Below are 15,203 nucleotides of genomic sequence, written 5' to 3'. Positions count from 1 at the left end.
AAGCTGGTGAACAACCTGAAAACAGTCTCCAGCCGGTTGATTCGCAAAGAGTTCGCCACAGAGGTGGCACGGTTCTACAGCAAGCCTGTATTTTGGACAGGGACCTATTTTGTTGCCTCTTGTGGTGGGGTCACCGTTGAGGAGTTGAAGAAGTATGTCGAGCAGCAGGCAACGCCCAGATTGTGAGACTCAGGGGCATTGAACCCCTTCGTCTCACCGCCTATCCCCCATCCCGCCAAGCTGCGCTGTGGCGGGAGTACCCCGGAGGTTCTGATGGCTGGTGGATGTGGGCTATGGAGATGCCTTTCGGGAGCCGTTGCGGCTGGGGGATCCCGGCATCCAAGCCCAGGCGGAAGGGCGCTACCGCCTCATCCCCTGGCCCGCAGCTCCCGCACGCTACTGGCGGGTTCAACAGGAACGACCGGATCGCACCTGGAAAACCCTCTTCCTGCTGGATTGGATCCCGCGTCAACTGCAGGAGTTCGAGCCCATGTGCCGCTTCCACCAAACGTCGCCGGCATCCAGGTTGACCCGCCTGCGCCTGTGCAGCCTGGCCACCCCCAGCGGACGGATCACCCTCACCGCCTCCGCCAATGGCTCCGTTTTTAAATGGATCGAAACTACCCCAGAAGGCCGCCGGGAACGCCTGCTCAAGGACGAGAAAGAATACGAACACCTGCTCGCTTGCGCCTTCGGGATCCGCCTTCCCACAACCTCTTCTGCCCCTGAGAGAAAGATGGCAAGACCTACAGCCGCTCCGACAGAAGCCCGCCAGCTCTCTTCCAAACCCGATCCAAAACCCTATCCAGCAGTGCCAGAATAAGATGTCAAAATAAAGAACACTGTCTCGTTGTCCGACAAAGATTATGGATGCTGCGGCGGTTTCCACATTTGATGGCCAAGCCCTGGATCACGTGCTCATTTTCGACACCACCCTGCGCGACGGGGAGCAGTGCCCCGGCGCCACCCTCAACACCGAAGAAAAGCTGGCCATCGCCCGGCAACTGGCCCGGCTGGGGGTCGATATCATTGAAGCTGGGTTTGCCTATGCCAGCCCCGGGGACTTCGAGGCGGTGCAGAAGGTGGCCGAACAGGTGGGCACCCCCGATGGCCCTGTGATTTGCAGCCTGGCCCGCGCCCTCAAGGCCGACATCGAAGCGGCAGCCGAAGCCCTCAAGCCCGCCGCCAAGCCCCGCATCCACACCTTTATCTCCACCTCCGACATTCACCTCAAGTACCAGTTGCGCAAGACCCGCGCCGAAGTGCTGCAAATTGCCGAGGAGATGGTGGCCTACGCCAAGTCCTTCGTGGACGATGTGGAGTTCTCCATGATGGACGCCACCCGTTCCGATCCGGAGTTTCTCTACCAGGTGATCGAGGCAGCCATTCGGGCGGGAGCCAAAACCATCAACATCCCCGACACCGTCGGCTACAGCATGCCGGAAGAATTCGGCCAACTGATCAAGGGCATCCGCGAGAATGTGCCCAACATCAAGCAGGCCATCATCTCCGTCCACGGCCACGACGACCTGGGGGTCTCGGTGGCCAACTTTCTGGAGGCCATCAAGCAGGGGGCGCGGCAAGTGGAAGTGACCATCAACGGCATCGGCGAGCGGGCCGGCAACGCGGCGCTGGAAGAGTTGGTGATGGCCCTGCATGTGCGCCGCAGCTACTTCAACCCCTACTTTGGCCTGCCGGTCGACTCGGAAAAACCCCTCACCCACATCAAAACCCAGGAGATCTACCGCACCTCCCGCCTAGTCTCCAACCTCACCGGCATGTTGGTTCAGCCCAACAAGGCCATTGTTGGTGCCAACGCCTTTGCCCACGAATCGGGCATCCACCAGGACGGCATGCTCAAGAACCGCCAGACCTACGAGATTATGGACGCTCAGACCATCGGCCTGCAATCGAGCACGCTGGTGCTGGGCAAACACTCGGGCCGCAACGCCTTCCGTACCCGCCTCCGGGAGTTGGGCTTCGAGCTCTCAGAGCAGGATCTGAACAAAGCCTTCCTGCGCTTCAAAGAGCTGGCAGACAAGAAGAAGGAGATCACCGACCTGGATCTGGAGGCAATCGTCAACGATGAGACCCGCCCCGTGCCCGATCTCTACCGTCTGGAGCACGTGCAAGTGGTGTGCGGCAACCACGAGACCCCCACGGCCACGGTGCGCCTGATCACCCCTGAGGGCGAAGAGCGGGTGGACGCCGCCGTGGGCACAGGCCCGGTGGACGCGGTGTACAAAGCCATCAACCGCATCGTCAACATCCCCAACAAGTTGATCGAGTTTTCCGTCCAGTCGGTTACCGCCGGCATCGACGCCATGGGGGAAGTCACCATCCGCCTGCGCCACGAGGATCGCGTCTTCTCTGGCCACGCCGCGAATACGGACATCATCGTCGCCTCGGCCCAAGCCTACATGAACGCCCTCAATAAGCTTTACGCCGCTCTGCACGCAGCCCGCTCGACGGCTGAGCAACGGCAGGCCGCCACCCAGAAGATCTGATGGGCTACCGACAGGAGCGCCCCTCTAGGACCCGGCCGCAGGGATCCCTTCCGCAAACACCCGCCTGATTACTTCCTCAATCGGCGGGTCTGTTACCGTCAAGTCCAGCACCTCCAGATCTGCCAGGAGCTGGGCAACCGTTTGGGTGAGGTGTTCCCGCCGCACCCACAGCCGCACCTCACAGCCGCTGCCGGGATCCCCCTCGCTGCGCAGCTCTCCATAGACTTGCAATTGGGCGAGGGGGCAGGGGCGGGCCAATTCCAGCTTCACCTCGCGATAGGGGGCAAAGCGCTGCCGCAGCTCCTCGAGGCCGCCATCGTAAATGAGTTGCCCGGCGCTGATCACCAGCACCCGTTCACAGAGCGCCGTAATGTCGGCCATGTAGTGGCTGGTCAACAAGACTGTCGCCCCGTAGCGGCGGTTGTAATCCCGCAGAAATTGCCGCACGGCGGCCTGAGCGTTGACATCCAACCCCAAGGTCGGCTCATCCAAGAACAAGATCTGCGGCCGGTGGATCAGGGCCGCCAGCAGTTCCGCCTTCATCCGCTCCCCCAGAGAAAGCTTGCGCACCGGCTGCTTCAGCTTGCCCTGCAGGTCGAGGAGCTCCGCCAACTCCCCCACCCGCTCCCGAAACTCCTTTTCCGGGATCTCATAAACGGCGGCGTTAATCCGCAGGGAGTCCATTGCTGGCAGATCCCAGATAAGCTGTTGCTTCTGCCCCATCACCAGGGTAATCTGCTGCAGAAAAGCCCGCTCCCGCCGGTAGGGCACATGGCCGACCACCTGCAGCGTGCCCCCGGAAGGATAGATGAGACCCGCCAGCATTTTGAGGGTAGTGGTCTTGCCTGCCCCGTTCGGCCCCAAAAAACCCACCACCTCCCCCGGCTGAATCTGGAAGCTCATCGATTGCACCGCTGGGATGTAGTGATAGGTACGGCGAAAAAAGTGGCGCAATGTACCGATCACTCCCGCTTCCTTAATGGCTACCGGGTAAACCTTGCTCAGGTCGCGGGCAACGATGATCGGCTCAGGTCGGATTGGCACGTCAGACAACATAGCTCCTCACCCCCCCTAAAAAATCAGATCCGCTAGCCCAACTTCAAGGGCAAGCCTCCTGAGGCTGGGCATGTCGGATCTGGCTGGGGGTATTCTCAGGATCGGAGGAGAAACAGCGAACAGGCAGGGGAACTACAGCAGTCCTACGTCTATCCCAGGCTTGCCGGCGACCAGCTCCACCTTCAGGATGCGGCCACCCGACTTTTGGATACGCTGCTGCTCCCGAAACCAGTTGTCGTAGGGCACCAGCTTCGTGAAGTAGGTATTTTGCAGCTCCCGCTGGGTGCGAATGCGGGTTTGGCTGGGCACACAGGCCGTGATCTTAAACATGCGCATGATAAAGGATCCCTGCTGACAGCAAAATGAACTGGCTTGACCAACAAAACAGGCGACTCACCTCAGAAAGCTCGCGTACCCCAGTTAGCACACCAGATCCCTGCGGCAAATCGCCTGTCATGCTCGCTAGACAATGAACCTTAGCTCAGGCCGGAGCAGATGTAGTCGAAGTACACACCCATTTCCTTGCCAGCTTCAGGCCCCACCAGGGCGGCGGTCACTTCTTTCATGGCTTGGATGGCCTGAATGGTGGCTCCAATCGGCACCCCCAGCGAATTGTAGGTCTCCTTGAGCCCGTTCAACACCCGCTCGTCGAGGATGGAGGGATCCCCGGCCAGCATGGCGTAGGTGGCGTAGCGCAGGTAGTAGTCCATGTCGCGGATGCAAGCAGCATAGCGACGGGTGGTGTACATGTTGCCACCGGGACGGGTGAGATCGGAGTAGAGCAACGCCTTGGCCGCCGCATCTTTGACAATGGTGGAGGCGTTGGCCGCGATGGTAGCAGCTGCCCGCACCCGCAGCTCGCCCGTGGCGAAGAAAGCCTTTAACTTCTCCATGGCCGAGCTGTCGAGATACTTGCCCTGGACGTCGTAGCTATTGATCACAGCGGTAATTGCGTCTTGCATGATGAGCTTCCTAAATCTCTAATGAACGTTAAACAGTTGCGCGGTCAGAACAATGAGGGATTAACTCATTGCCCCCACCACAAAGTCAAAGTAGTAGCCGGCCTCAGCCGCGTCCTCAGGAGACAACAGACCCATGGCCACCTGCTTCATTTGGCGGATGCTCTCGGCCACCGCCGGAATAGGCGTGCCCAAAGAGTTGTACATCTCCCGCACCCCCACCAAGCCGATCTCCTCGATCGGGGTGACATCGCCAGCAACGATCCCATAGGTGATGAGGCGCAGGTAGTAGTCCATATCCCGCAGGCAAGTTGCCGTCATCTCCTCTCCGTAAGCATTGCCACCTGGGGAGACGATGTCAGGACGCTTCTGGAAGAGTTGATCGGCAGCTTGCTTGACGATGCGCTCACGAGACTCGGTCAAGACTTGAGCGATGCGCAGCCGCTTCTCGCCGGAGGTAACAAAGGACTTGATCCGATCCAGCTCCCCCGGGCTGAGGTAGCGGGCCTCTGCATCCGCATTCACAATCGATTTCGTGACAACACTCATGGACATCCATCCTCAAGTCAATTTTTTAAAGAGTATGGCGAGCATACCCGCAAGCTATTTTCCGACATGCTTGCCGTCTGCCATCTCAGATCTTCACACTTCTTAAAATGTCTCCCAGGAAAGGAGCACTCCCTTCCCGCCAAGGGGGAGGTTGGTTAAGCGTAAAACAGCCCCCGATGGTCTGGCCGGAGTAGCCCCAGGCAGCCGCAGATTGACCAACCCCTGCTCAGCTTTTCGGAGTGGTCAACAGCTTGAGGATGGGCAGTGTGGCAAGGGATGGCAGTCGGCGCTGGGGAGTTAAGTTTTGCTTTTCAGGTGTCGCTAGGGCAGATAGGGCTGAAAGTCCTGAGTGACCGTCAGGGTCAAGTTGGCGTTGGGATCGATCACCGCCACCTCTGGCGCCGTCACATTGCCGATTACAGCCCCCGCTGCCGCTCCGCCCAGCACCTTCTCCGTCGAGATCACCCGGTCGCCAAACAGGCCGCCCAAGATCGCCCCTGCCGCCGCCCCGATCAGGGCATCCTGCACAACTGCCTCTGCAGAAGTGTGGCGGGGATCCTTGCGCAGCGGGATCACCTGGCTTTGGGCGTAGAGAGGATAGGATTGGCCGTTGAAAATCAAAGCTCGCGAGACAAACTGGGTGCCGCCGCTTACCGGTTGGAATTGGCCTTCTAGGATGGCTCCCGCCGGGACGACCATGTTGCCGTAGATGTCCCGCAGAGGGGTATCCAGGCTGAGGCTGACGGCGCGGGTTTCCCCAGGGGCAATCAAGAGGGCATCTGGGGAGCGATGAACTGCCTGGATCAGATCCCCGGAGCGCAGCAGCAGGGTGGTTTGCAGTTGAAAGGGCTGGCTTGGCTGCAGGGATCCAGGGGGGAGGGGACGAGGATTCACAGGGCGCCATCCCTCGCCGGGGGGCGGTGGTGGCAAGGGCCCCATTTGCGCCAAAACCGGGCTGGCCGCCGGTAGCCAGAGAAACCCACCGAGCAGAGGAGCCAACAGACGACGGGCTGGGTTGGTCATGGTCTTACCCCCGATCTACCACTTCTACGTTAGCTGTAAGCTGGCCAAAGCTGGGAACAAAAGCCTCGTCTGGCCTTTATCCCCATCAAAGCCAGTTGGATGTAGGACGGGCTACTCTAGGCGAGCAGATTCCGCTACTCTTCAACCCAGGTAGAAGTACGGAAAAGCGCCATCGCCGCCCGTCTTGGGCTCCCTAGTGTCCATGCTAGATTAGCTCGTGGGGGTTCGGGGGGTAGATACCCCCGCGCCAGTCGCAGGCTGGTAATGATAAAACAGAGCTGGTTGTATAAAACGGCGTTGCCGGAATCTAATACAACTACGCGGTAGGGCATTCCGTGTCTGCATGCCTAAGGCACGGCACAGCCGAACGCAGAGGGTTCTTGCAATGGCTCCCCGACGAAGCGAGAAGTTCGTCCTCTAGCCAAGTTGTGTTTACTCAACAAGGTTGAGTGGCGGGAGTCTGTCATGCCCTAGGTTTCGCCCCTCGTGTGAGGGCCAAGGTATTCTTCCGATTCCAACCCCTATTCTTCTGTAGCTATGCAGCGCAGCACATCCATGCCGGGCCAGCCTTCTCCCCGTTCAGAAGCTTCTGCTCAACCTGCCCGTTCGCCTCAGCAGGACGGAGTTCGTTCTCTTTTTAAGCCTTTTGCCGTTCTCAAGTCTCTTCTCTCGCCGGTGCTGCTGGTGCTCTTGGGCATTGGGCTGGGAGCGGCTCTGGTGGGAGGCAAGGGGGTATCTGCCCAAACGACGGCAACCCCGCCCCAACTGAACCTGAATTTTATTGCCGAGGTGGCGCAAAGGGTGGGGCCGGCGGTGGTGCGCATCGATTCCGAGCGGACGGTGAGCGTCCCGGGCGCCTTCCCAGAGGAGTTTTTCAGCGATCCCTTTTTCCGGGACTTCTTTGGCCAGGTGATCCCCCCCATTCCGCGGCAGCGACGACAGCAGGGCACCGGCTCCGGCTTCATCATCAGCCCGGATGGCCAGATCATCACCAATGCCCACGTGGTCGAGGGATCCGACAAGGTGACGGTGACGCTCAAGGATACCCGCAGCTTTGACGGCAAGGTAATCGGCACCGATCCGGTGACGGATATCGCCGTGGTGAAGATCGAGGCCCAGAACCTGCCGACGGTGAAGCTGGGTCGCTCCGAGCTCCTCGAGCCGGGCCAGTGGGCCATCGCCATCGGCAACCCGCTGGGGCTGGACAACACCGTAACCGCCGGGATCATCAGCGCTTTGGGCCGCTCCAGCGGCGAGATCCGCGTGCCCGACAAGCGGGTGTCCTTTATCCAGACGGATGCGGCCATCAACCCCGGCAACTCCGGCGGCCCCCTGCTCAACGCCCAAGGGGAGGTGATCGGGGTCAACACGGCCATCATCCAAGGGGCGCAGGGGCTGGGCTTTGCCATTCCCATCGAGACGGCCCAGCGGGTGGCCAACCAGTTGATCGCCCGCGGCAAGGTGGATCACCCCTACCTGGGCATTCGTATGCTCACCCTCACCCCCGACCTGAAGGAGCGCCTCAACCAGGATCCCAACAGCCGCATCTTCGTGACGGTGGATCAGGGGGTGCTCATCGGCGAGGTGATCCAGGGATCCCCGGCAGAGCGGGCGGGCCTGCGCGCCGGAGACATCATTCTCGCCATCAATGGTCGCGCCGTCACCACCGCCGACCAAGTACAACAAGAGGTAGAGCGCACCGAGGTGGGCAGCACCCTGGAGCTGGAGATCGAGCGAGCTGGGCGGCGGCAGAAGATCCGGGCCGTTACCGGCTCCTTCCCGGCCTCCGGCAGAAGCTAAGGGGATATTGCTGGGGGTGAGGGTTGGCAGTTCCAGCTCAGGGAAATTAATGGTTTAATGGTGGCCTAACAGTCGAAACTTCCTGGCCCAGGCCGGAACGCTCTCGGCGGGGCCGCTTGTCTTGAGTTGGGGATCCCTTCTCACCTTGCCTATGCTGAAAACCACCCGTCGCCTGGCTCTGCTGGCCCTGTCGGGGCTGGCAGCCCTTGTTCTCGCCCCTCAAGCGGGCTTTGGCAAGCCGATTGTCGTTGGCTCTAAGGACTTCACCGAGCAGTTTATCTTGGGGGAAATGTACGCCTTGGCCCTGGAGGCGGCGGGGTTGGCGGTGGAGCGCAAGCTCAACTTGGGGGGAACGCCGGTGGCCCATGCCGGCCTGTTGAGCGGCGAGATCGATCTCTACCCGGAGTACACCGGCACCGGTCTGCTGACGGTGCTCAAGCTGCCCACCAGCAGCGACCCGGCCCAGGTATACGCGACGGTGGCCCGCGAGTACGAGCGTCAGTTCCAACTGATTTGGCTGGATCCGGCCCCCATGAACAACACCCAGGCCCTGGCCATGACCCGCGCCAGAGCGGCAGAGTTGGGCATCGCTACCATCTCAGACATGGTGGCCAGAGCGAGCGAGCTGGTGATGATCGGGCCGCCGGAGTTCCAGGCCCGCGAAGATGGCCTGCCGGGGCTGCAAGCAGTCTACGGCAACTTTCGCCTCAAGGCCTACAAGGCGGTGGATCCCGGCCTGCGCTACCAGGGCTTGGTCAATGGGGAGGCGGATGTGGCGGTGGCCTTTGGCACCGATGGGGAAATTGCCGCCTTTGACCTGGTGGTGCTCAAGGACGACAAGCAGCTTTTCCCCCCTTACCAGGTGGCGCCGGTAGTGCGCAAAGATACCCTGGAAGCCAACCCCGGCATCGCCACCGCTTTGAACGCCCTTTCCCCCCTGTTGACGGACGAGGTGATGCAGCGGCTGAACTACGAGGTAAGCGGCAAGCGCAGGGAGCCGGCAGAGGTGGCAAGAGCCTTCTTGGTGGAGGCCGGCATCTTGAAAGAGTAGCCCGTTGCACGAGGCCCTGGCGTGAGCACTCTTGAGTTCGAGCGGGTATCGCTGCGCTTTCCCCACAATTCCTGTCCGGCCGTGGAGGAGTGCAGTTTTTCCGTGGCCTCGGGCCAGTTGGTGGTCATCCTCGGCCCTTCCGGCTGCGGCAAAACCACCCTTCTAAAAATGGTGAACCGGCTGCTGGAGCCCACCCAAGGACAGATTCGCCTGGATGGGCAGGATATCCGCCGCTTTCCGGTGACGGCGCTGCGCCAGCGCATCGGGTATGTCATCCAGCAGGTGGGGCTGTTTCCCCACATGACGGTGGCCCAGAATGTGGCGGTGGTGCCGCGACTTTTGGGCTGGCCAAGGGAGCGCATCCGCGAGCGGGTGGACGAGCTGCTCAGCTTGGTCAACCTGCCCCCCCAAGAATACCGACGTCGCTACCCGGCTCAACTCTCGGGCGGCCAACAGCAGCGGGTGGGGCTGGCGCGGGCGCTGGCCGGGGATCCGGATCTGCTGCTGATGGACGAGCCCTTTGGTGCCCTCGACGCCATCACTCGTGGCAAGCTGCAAGACGAGATCCTACACCTGCAACGGCAACTAAAAAAGACTATCCTCTTCGTCTCCCACGACGTGGAAGAGGCGCTGCGCCTGGCAGATCGCATCCTGGTGATGCAGCAGGGGCGGGTGGTACAGTTCGACACTCCCTTGCGGCTGCTCACCCAGCCGGCCACCCCCTTTGTCCGAGAGCTGCTGGGGGCAGACGACATGGTGCGTCAGTTGAGCGTGCTGCGGGTGGAAACGGCGATGGAGCGGATCCCGCACAACCACCAGATCCAGGAGGGGGCGGTGGTGAAACCCCAGGAAACCCTGCGGCGGGCCTTGTCGCTGCTGTTGCGCACGGGGGCAGCAGCTCTCACAGTGTGGGAAGACGGGCGGGCCATTGGCATCGTTACCCTGGATCACATCCGCCATCTGGCCATGCTGGAGGGGGGATCCGCATGAGCTATCTTCTCAGCAACCCCGGCCTGGTGTGGCAGCTTACCCAAGAGCACCTGGCGATGGTGGCAACAGCCTTGGGGATTGCCCTGGTGCTGGCGCTGCCGTTGGCTTTGCTGGTGCACCAGGTGCGCTGGCTGGCCCTGCCGGTGATGGGGATCCTCAGCATCCTGTACACAGTGCCCAGCCTGGCCCTAATCATCTTGTTGGTTCCCTACTTTGGCCTCAATGCCCGCTCGGTGGTGGTGGCGATGGTGCTCTACACGCAGGTGATCTTGGTGCGCCATTTTTACGTGGGCCTGCGCTCGGTGGAGCCTGCCATTCTGGAGGCGGCCAAGGGCTTGGGGATGAACTTCTGGCAGCGGTGGTGGCAGGTGCAGGTGCCCCTCATGCTGCCGGTTGCCCTGGCCGGCTTGCGGCTGGCGGCAATTGTGGCCATTGCCATCGCCACGGTGGGGGCTAAGTTTGGGGCGGGAGGGCTGGGCACCCTGCTTTTTGAGGGCATTGCCCAGGCCGGTCGCTACGACAAGATCTGGGCCGGATCTTTGGCCGTGGGATCCTTGGCCTTGCTGGTGAACACGGCCCTGTGGGGGCTGGAGTGGGCGGCCCGCCGCGGCTAAAGAGAGCCAGAGCCTTTTTCAAGTCGCTGGAGACAGCCCCCCTCGCAAGACGGAACAACGGTCTGCCCCTGCCATTTTACGAAGAGCTATAGCATGGACGAGAAGCCAAGTACTTCTCCAGGCGAGACGATTCCAGCCTCCTGCTATTCGGTGCCGCTTGGAAAGACCGTAGCTTTATAGAGTGGGCCTGACGCAACATGGGTGAGCAACCTCCGCTAAGGGATTGGCCTTCTCGCAGCGATGGGGAACTGATGGAGGCTATCCGAGAGAGGCAAGGGGCAGCGCTGGGGGTGCTTTACGACCGCTATGCCGGCTTGGTCTATGGGCTGGCCCTCCAGATCCTGGGCCATGTGGCCGAGGCGGAAGATCTGACTCAGGCGGTGTTTGTCGAACTGTGGCGCAAAGCCAGCTATGATCCGCAGCGGGGATCGGTGAGCAGTTTTCTCTGTCTGTTGACCCGTTCGCGTGCCATCGACCGTCTGCGTTCCCAAGACAGCTCTCAACGTCTTTTGAAGCACTGGCAATCTCTGCTCGCCGCCGAGAACAGGGCGCCGGCCCCCTTTGAGCAGCTCTCCCTCGAGGAGCGACGGCAAGCCGTACAAGAGGCCCTCGGCCAACTGCCGGAAAGCCAACGGCAGGTTCTAGAGTTGATCTACTACCAGGGGCTGAGCCAGGCGGACGTTGCCCGACACCTGGGGATCCCGCCGGCAACCGTTAAAGCCCGCGCTCGCCAAGCCCTCTGCAAGTTGCGGGGATCCCTGCGCGCGCTCCTTGAGGTTTGGAGTTAGGTTCTGTTGTCGGCCTGGCCATGTTTGCATCCCATTTGCCCCTTGCATCGGAAGAACAGGAAGAACTGGCCGGCTATCTGCTGGGGGATTTATCTCCTGAGCAGGCAAGCGCCCTAGAGGCACGCCTAACCCAAGACCCACGGTTGCTGGCGGAATTGCAGGCTTTGCAAGAAACCCTGCACCTGTTGCCCTACGGCTTGCCGGGGGTGATCCCGCCGGCCAGCTTGCGGGGCAAGGTGATGGCAGAGGCGGGCATTGAGCAGGTGCCGACACCTCTTCAGCCGGCCCTGTCCTCTCTGGGGTTCGGTCGCCTCACCGCTGAGTGGCGCTGGCTGGGGGGGTTGGCGGCAGTGGTTTTGGCCCTGCTGGTTTTCGACAACTGGCGACTGCGGCAGGCGCTCCAACTGGCCCGCCTAGAATCGGTGCAGGCGCTGGCCCATTTGCTGCAACAGCCGGGATCCCGCCTGGTCAATTTGCAGGGAGAGGCGGCAGCGGCTAACCTCCTCTATCGCCCAGGAGAGTGGCAGGAGGTGGTCTTGGCGGCGAGGGATCTGCCCCAACCGGCCCCTGGGGAGCGTTACCATCTCTGGCTCAAGCTGGAGGACGGCGAGACCCTCCACTGCGGCAACTTTCAAGTGGATGCCCAGGGATCCGCGCTTGTCGCCTTACGTCCGCCGCGCCCGCTGCCAGAGGACGCTCGCCCCCAAGAGGTGCTGGTTACGGCCCAAGCCGCTGCCGTCCCTCGCAAACCCCAGGGCAAGGTTCTTCTCAAAGCCAGGGTGTTCTAGGAGAAGTGAGGGGAAAGCTAGCGCTGCGGGGATTGGCCTTATCGGTGGGGTTGGCCCTGGCCCTGCTGGCTTTGTGGTGGATGGATCCCACCCCAACCACCCTGAGCCAATACACCACTTCCTTACAGGAGCGCACTCTCCCACAGCTCCACAACATCCGCCAAGCAGTCCAAAGCCTGGATGGGGTTTACATTCAGCCGGGGGCGGTTTTTTCTTTCAACCAGGTGGTGGGGCCGCGCACCCTGGAGCGGGGCTATCTGCCTGCGCCGGTATTCATGGTGGCCGAAACCCTGGATTCGGTTGGCGGCGGGATCTGTCAAGTCTCCTCCAGCCTTTACAATGCGGCTCTGCTGGCGGGGCTGGAAGTGGTGGAAAGGCACCCCCATTACCGGCAGGTGGAGTCGGTGCCGCCAGGGCTAGATGCCACGGTTTGGTACGGCTTGGCCGATCTCAGGTTGCGCAATCCTTTCCCTTGGCCAGTACGCCTGCGCTTTCAGATCCGCGGCCAAACTCTAATCGTGTCGGTGCTGGGACGGGGATCCCACCCTGCTCCAGCCATTCCACCCATCCGCGTAGAGCAGCGGCGACTGGATCCCCAGCATTTGCAGGTAAGCGTCTATCGCGGTAACGAGCGCCTCTCCCAAGATCGCTACGTTGCTCCCTAGCTGCCAAAACCGTCTTGGCGAAGTCCGCTGCACCTTCTGGGGAACCGCATCCTAAGCTGCCTCTTTAAGGAGCAAGGGGACAAGCCGTTTGGATCATCTTCCAATCACCAGCACCCCCATCATGCCACCGGCTAGGGGATAAAACTTGGCAACAGAAAACCCTACCTGCAAGGCCATTTGCTGCTGCTCTTGGCCAGATGGGAAACCATCCAAACTGGGATCGATGTAGGCATATTCAGATGCCAATCCCAGAGCTTGCGCCCGGGCGACGACCTGGGTGTTCAGGTACCAGCGCTGGAAGTCCGCAAGGAAAGGGATCCCTGTGGGGCGATGAAAGTCCAAGAGAGCGGCGCGACAGCCGGGCTTGAGCACCCGGTAAATCTCCCGCAACGCTTGAGGGATATCGGTTACGTTGCGCAGACCGTAGCCCATTGTAACGGCATCAAAGCTGGCGTTGGGAAAAGGCAAGGCCAAAGCATCTCCCAATACCCACTCTAGGGAGTAGCCGGGGAAAAGACGGGAGCGCCGCCGAGCAATCTCCAGCATGGCCGGGGAGAAATCCAGGCCGACCACCTGTCCGCTTCGTCCCACCCGCCGGGCCAGTTGCAGCGCCAGGTCGCCGGTGCCGCAGCAGAGATCCAACACCTGCCCGCCAGGGCCGGCGCCCGACCAGCGCACAGCCATGCGCTTCCAAACCTGATGCAGGCCCAGGCTCAGGGTTTGGTTGAGGGCATCGTAGTGGGGGGCGATGCGGTCGAATAGCTCCCGAATCTGCTCAGGGCGCTCAAAGGTTGGGCTGGGCACCGCTTCTCAACTCCGCTTTGCATCAGTCGTGGCCGCAGTCACCAGACGGGACTACTGCGGCACCGGGATCCCGCTCACCCCGACTCGGTGGCGGCGGCTGGGATAATCGGCCAGGCTCAAGGACAAAGACCGGGATCCGGCCAAGCTGGAGGCGGGGATGCGAACAGTTCCCTGGAAGACTTGGCTGTTGGGAGGCAGCTCCCCAGGCAGGCCTTGGGTGAGGGCGTTGATCGACCGTCCGGTGTCGTCGGTAACGTTCAGGAAGCTGTAGAGAAAACGCACCGTCTCCGCCGAATTGTTCTGCATCGCCACGTTCAAAACCACCTGCCCTCCCTCGCGGCGAACCGAGAGCACCTGCATGGCAACCTGCCCGCCGGCAGCCACTTGCCGAGGTGGGGGAGGTGGTGTAAACACCGGTGGCGGCGAGGGGCGCGGCGGTTGGGGAGAGGGAGAAGCAGGCCGCGGGGTGGGGGATGGGGCTGCCGCCAACTCAGGAGACAAGCGGGGGGTGGGCGTCGGGGTAGGTCTAGCCACGGGAACGGATGTAGGAGTGGAGAGAGGGGCGGGGGTGGGGGGTGGGCGCAGGCTCGCTTCCGCTGCTGCAATCACCGCGGCCTCGTTCAAGAGGGGCACGGTGCGGGGATCGCGAACGCCACGGGAGGAGGAAGCATTGCCGGCTGTGGTGACGGGAGAGGAGACCCCCGACAGGGCGCGCTGGCCGAAGAGGTAGCCCAAACAGGCGCTCAACACGGCTGTGAAGAAAAACGCACCCAGCCAAAACAGCGCTCCCAAGAATGGGGAGGTGAACTCTTGCGCTGGCCTGACCGATCTTCGCAAAGGATGCTCACTCCTGCTACCGGCTTGCTCTACCTATGATACGAAAGCGACGAGGAGCTAGGGATTCTCCGCTGGCCCAGAATCTTTGCGCTCTTGCTGCTGGGCGCAGAGAGCAGCGCTATCTAGGTTGGGCAGCCGTTCCCCCAACCACCAGCCTGGATCCTCCCAGCTCAGGGATCGCAGCCACTTGGCGGCGCGATCCGCCAAGACCAGCCCCAACAAAACAGGAGCGGTGGTGATCCCCAGCGCTAGGCTTAGCCAAAGGGGCGGAGAGGACTGGGAGGTGGTTGGAGAAGCCTTTTGGTTGGGGAAAGAGGCCGACTTGGGATCCGTCATGTCTGCTTTTTGAAGGTGAATTCTCTATCTCAACCTAGCCTTAATTGAGCCTTATCGTGGTTCCAAACTCGTGACATCCTCTCCCGCTAAGCCCTGACGGGCTGTAGACGGGAGCTTCCGAGAATCACTTCCCGGAGTTGCTGCTTCAACGGACTGGTAAACCAGGATCCTCCACAGCCAGAGAGCGGCAGTCCCACCGCCCCCCTACATCCCCCCGTATACGGGGGGACCTGAGTCCACGCTTCAAAATCTCGATAGCAGCGTTCAAGTCTCTGTCCCACGACCCGCAACGAGGGCAATCATGCACCCGTTCCGACAAGGTCTTGGGAACACGCTCCTCACAAACACAACAATTTTGGGACGTACCACGGGGATCCACTCTCAACACCTGTTTGCCGCGTTTGACCGCCACTGCTGTCAGAATGTCAAGAAATTG

At 61.5% G+C, this 15,203-nt stretch carries 19 protein-coding genes; 10 read left to right on the top strand and 9 right to left on the bottom strand.

The window, feature by feature from the left end; all coding sequences use genetic code 11:
- The 3 genes from SYN60AY4M2_RS11030 to SYN60AY4M2_RS11020 form a co-directional block, all read left to right on the top strand.
- A partial coding sequence (locus tag SYN60AY4M2_RS11030) for a transposase (protein WP_143597021.1) occupies nucleotides 1-186 on the top strand: 186 nt, incomplete at its 5' end.
- Nucleotides 187-280: 94 nt separating this feature from the next.
- Nucleotides 281-823 carry an arylamine N-acetyltransferase gene (locus SYN60AY4M2_RS11025; protein ID WP_168173620.1) on the top strand — a complete coding sequence of 181 codons (543 nt, stop codon included), beginning with the start codon at nucleotides 281-283 and terminating at the stop codon, nucleotides 821-823.
- Nucleotides 824-866: 43 nt separating this feature from the next.
- Complete coding sequence (locus tag SYN60AY4M2_RS11020) at nucleotides 867-2,507, top strand: 2-isopropylmalate synthase (protein WP_011431034.1); 1,641 nt, start codon at nucleotides 867-869, stop codon at nucleotides 2,505-2,507.
- A 24-nt stretch (nucleotides 2,508-2,531) separates the two neighbouring features.
- On the opposite strand, the gene SYN60AY4M2_RS11015 is transcribed toward SYN60AY4M2_RS11020, so the two are convergent.
- From SYN60AY4M2_RS11015 to SYN60AY4M2_RS10995, 5 genes are all read right to left on the bottom strand, one after another.
- A complete protein-coding gene (locus SYN60AY4M2_RS11015; protein ID WP_011431035.1) occupies nucleotides 2,532-3,563 on the bottom strand; it encodes an ATP-binding cassette domain-containing protein in 1,032 nt (343 codons plus the stop codon).
- Nucleotides 3,564-3,695: 132 nt separating this feature from the next.
- Nucleotides 3,696-3,899 carry a phycobilisome linker polypeptide gene (locus SYN60AY4M2_RS11010; RefSeq protein WP_011431036.1) on the bottom strand — a complete coding sequence of 68 codons (204 nt, stop codon included), beginning with the start codon at nucleotides 3,897-3,899 and terminating at the stop codon, nucleotides 3,696-3,698.
- A 140-nt stretch (nucleotides 3,900-4,039) separates the two neighbouring features.
- Nucleotides 4,040-4,525: an allophycocyanin subunit beta gene (gene apcB, locus SYN60AY4M2_RS11005; protein ID WP_011431037.1), complete on the bottom strand. Its 486-nt coding sequence runs from the start codon at nucleotides 4,523-4,525 to the stop codon at nucleotides 4,040-4,042.
- 60 nt (nucleotides 4,526-4,585) lie between these two features.
- On the bottom strand, nucleotides 4,586-5,071 hold the full coding sequence (gene apcA / locus SYN60AY4M2_RS11000; RefSeq protein WP_011431038.1) for an allophycocyanin subunit alpha: 486 nt from the start codon (nucleotides 5,069-5,071) through the stop codon (nucleotides 4,586-4,588).
- Nucleotides 5,072-5,392: 321 nt separating this feature from the next.
- Nucleotides 5,393-6,094, bottom strand: a complete 702-nt coding sequence (locus tag SYN60AY4M2_RS10995) for a hypothetical protein (protein WP_099812900.1) — start codon at nucleotides 6,092-6,094, stop codon at nucleotides 5,393-5,395.
- A gap of 555 nt (nucleotides 6,095-6,649) precedes the next feature.
- On the opposite strand from SYN60AY4M2_RS10995, the gene SYN60AY4M2_RS10990 reads away from it, so the two are divergent.
- From SYN60AY4M2_RS10990 to SYN60AY4M2_RS10960, 7 genes are all read left to right on the top strand, one after another.
- On the top strand, nucleotides 6,650-7,894 hold the full coding sequence (locus tag SYN60AY4M2_RS10990; RefSeq protein ID WP_240527834.1) for an HhoA/HhoB/HtrA family serine endopeptidase: 1,245 nt from the start codon (nucleotides 6,650-6,652) through the stop codon (nucleotides 7,892-7,894).
- Between the two features lie 151 nt (nucleotides 7,895-8,045).
- Complete coding sequence (locus SYN60AY4M2_RS10985; RefSeq protein WP_011431041.1) at nucleotides 8,046-8,945, top strand: glycine betaine ABC transporter substrate-binding protein; 900 nt, start codon at nucleotides 8,046-8,048, stop codon at nucleotides 8,943-8,945.
- Nucleotides 8,946-8,966: 21 nt separating this feature from the next.
- Nucleotides 8,967-9,935, top strand: a complete 969-nt coding sequence (locus SYN60AY4M2_RS10980) for an ATP-binding cassette domain-containing protein (protein WP_099812899.1) — start codon at nucleotides 8,967-8,969, stop codon at nucleotides 9,933-9,935.
- Nucleotides 9,932-10,549: an ABC transporter permease gene (locus SYN60AY4M2_RS10975; protein ID WP_011431043.1), complete on the top strand. Its 618-nt coding sequence runs from the start codon at nucleotides 9,932-9,934 to the stop codon at nucleotides 10,547-10,549. Before SYN60AY4M2_RS10980 ends, SYN60AY4M2_RS10975 begins: the two co-directional genes overlap by 4 nt.
- 197 nt (nucleotides 10,550-10,746) lie before the next feature.
- Complete coding sequence (locus tag SYN60AY4M2_RS10970) at nucleotides 10,747-11,337, top strand: sigma-70 family RNA polymerase sigma factor (RefSeq protein ID WP_011431044.1); 591 nt, start codon at nucleotides 10,747-10,749, stop codon at nucleotides 11,335-11,337.
- A 35-nt stretch (nucleotides 11,338-11,372) separates the two neighbouring features.
- Nucleotides 11,373-12,125, top strand: coding sequence for an anti-sigma factor (locus tag SYN60AY4M2_RS10965; RefSeq protein ID WP_168173337.1), 753 nt, complete (start codon nucleotides 11,373-11,375; stop codon nucleotides 12,123-12,125).
- Nucleotides 12,126-12,130: 5 nt separating this feature from the next.
- A complete protein-coding gene (locus SYN60AY4M2_RS10960; protein ID WP_228375280.1) occupies nucleotides 12,131-12,790 on the top strand; it encodes a VanW family protein in 660 nt (219 codons plus the stop codon).
- Between the two features lie 93 nt (nucleotides 12,791-12,883).
- Here the strand turns inward: SYN60AY4M2_RS10960 and ubiE are convergent, their stop codons facing one another.
- The 4 genes from ubiE to SYN60AY4M2_RS10940 form a co-directional block, all read right to left on the bottom strand.
- Complete coding sequence (gene ubiE, locus SYN60AY4M2_RS10955; RefSeq protein WP_011431047.1) at nucleotides 12,884-13,594, bottom strand: bifunctional demethylmenaquinone methyltransferase/2-methoxy-6-polyprenyl-1,4-benzoquinol methylase UbiE; 711 nt, start codon at nucleotides 13,592-13,594, stop codon at nucleotides 12,884-12,886.
- A gap of 51 nt (nucleotides 13,595-13,645) precedes the next feature.
- Nucleotides 13,646-14,431 carry a hypothetical protein gene (locus tag SYN60AY4M2_RS14675; RefSeq protein WP_143597179.1) on the bottom strand — a complete coding sequence of 262 codons (786 nt, stop codon included), beginning with the start codon at nucleotides 14,429-14,431 and terminating at the stop codon, nucleotides 13,646-13,648.
- Between the two features lie 57 nt (nucleotides 14,432-14,488).
- On the bottom strand, nucleotides 14,489-14,767 hold the full coding sequence (locus tag SYN60AY4M2_RS10945) for a hypothetical protein (protein WP_099812897.1): 279 nt from the start codon (nucleotides 14,765-14,767) through the stop codon (nucleotides 14,489-14,491).
- Nucleotides 14,768-14,912: 145 nt separating this feature from the next.
- Nucleotides 14,913-15,146 (bottom strand): transposase, encoded by a 234-nt coding sequence (locus SYN60AY4M2_RS10940; RefSeq protein ID WP_240527893.1) that lies wholly within the window; start codon nucleotides 15,144-15,146, stop codon nucleotides 14,913-14,915.
- Nucleotides 15,147-15,203: the final 57 nt, after the last annotated feature.

The sequence above is a fragment of the Synechococcus sp. 60AY4M2 genome (genome assembly GCF_002760375.1).
GTDB lineage: Bacteria > Cyanobacteriota > Cyanobacteriia > Thermostichales > Thermostichaceae > Thermostichus.
The sequence above is the reverse complement of the archived record's forward strand: the minus strand, read 5'-3'. Positions and strand labels throughout refer to the sequence as shown.

Coding starts and splice junctions, on each gene's coding strand:
- SYN60AY4M2_RS11020 (WP_011431034.1), top strand. CDS start 867: ATGGATGCTGCGGCGGTTTCCACATTTGATGGCCAAGCCCTGGATCAC.
- SYN60AY4M2_RS11015 (WP_011431035.1), bottom strand. CDS start 3,563: ATGTTGTCTGACGTGCCAATCCGACCTGAGCCGATCATCGTTGCCCGC.
- SYN60AY4M2_RS11010 (WP_011431036.1), bottom strand. CDS start 3,899: ATGCGCATGTTTAAGATCACGGCCTGTGTGCCCAGCCAAACCCGCATT.
- apcB (WP_011431037.1), bottom strand. CDS start 4,525: ATGCAAGACGCAATTACCGCTGTGATCAATAGCTACGACGTCCAGGGC.
- apcA (WP_011431038.1), bottom strand. CDS start 5,071: ATGAGTGTTGTCACGAAATCGATTGTGAATGCGGATGCAGAGGCCCGC.
- SYN60AY4M2_RS10995 (WP_099812900.1), bottom strand. CDS start 6,094: ATGACCAACCCAGCCCGTCGTCTGTTGGCTCCTCTGCTCGGTGGGTTT.
- SYN60AY4M2_RS10990 (WP_240527834.1), top strand. CDS start 6,650: ATGCCGGGCCAGCCTTCTCCCCGTTCAGAAGCTTCTGCTCAACCTGCC.
- SYN60AY4M2_RS10985 (WP_011431041.1), top strand. CDS start 8,046: ATGCTGAAAACCACCCGTCGCCTGGCTCTGCTGGCCCTGTCGGGGCTG.
- SYN60AY4M2_RS10975 (WP_011431043.1), top strand. CDS start 9,932: ATGAGCTATCTTCTCAGCAACCCCGGCCTGGTGTGGCAGCTTACCCAA.
- SYN60AY4M2_RS10970 (WP_011431044.1), top strand. CDS start 10,747: ATGGGTGAGCAACCTCCGCTAAGGGATTGGCCTTCTCGCAGCGATGGG.
- SYN60AY4M2_RS10945 (WP_099812897.1), bottom strand. CDS start 14,767: ATGACGGATCCCAAGTCGGCCTCTTTCCCCAACCAAAAGGCTTCTCCA.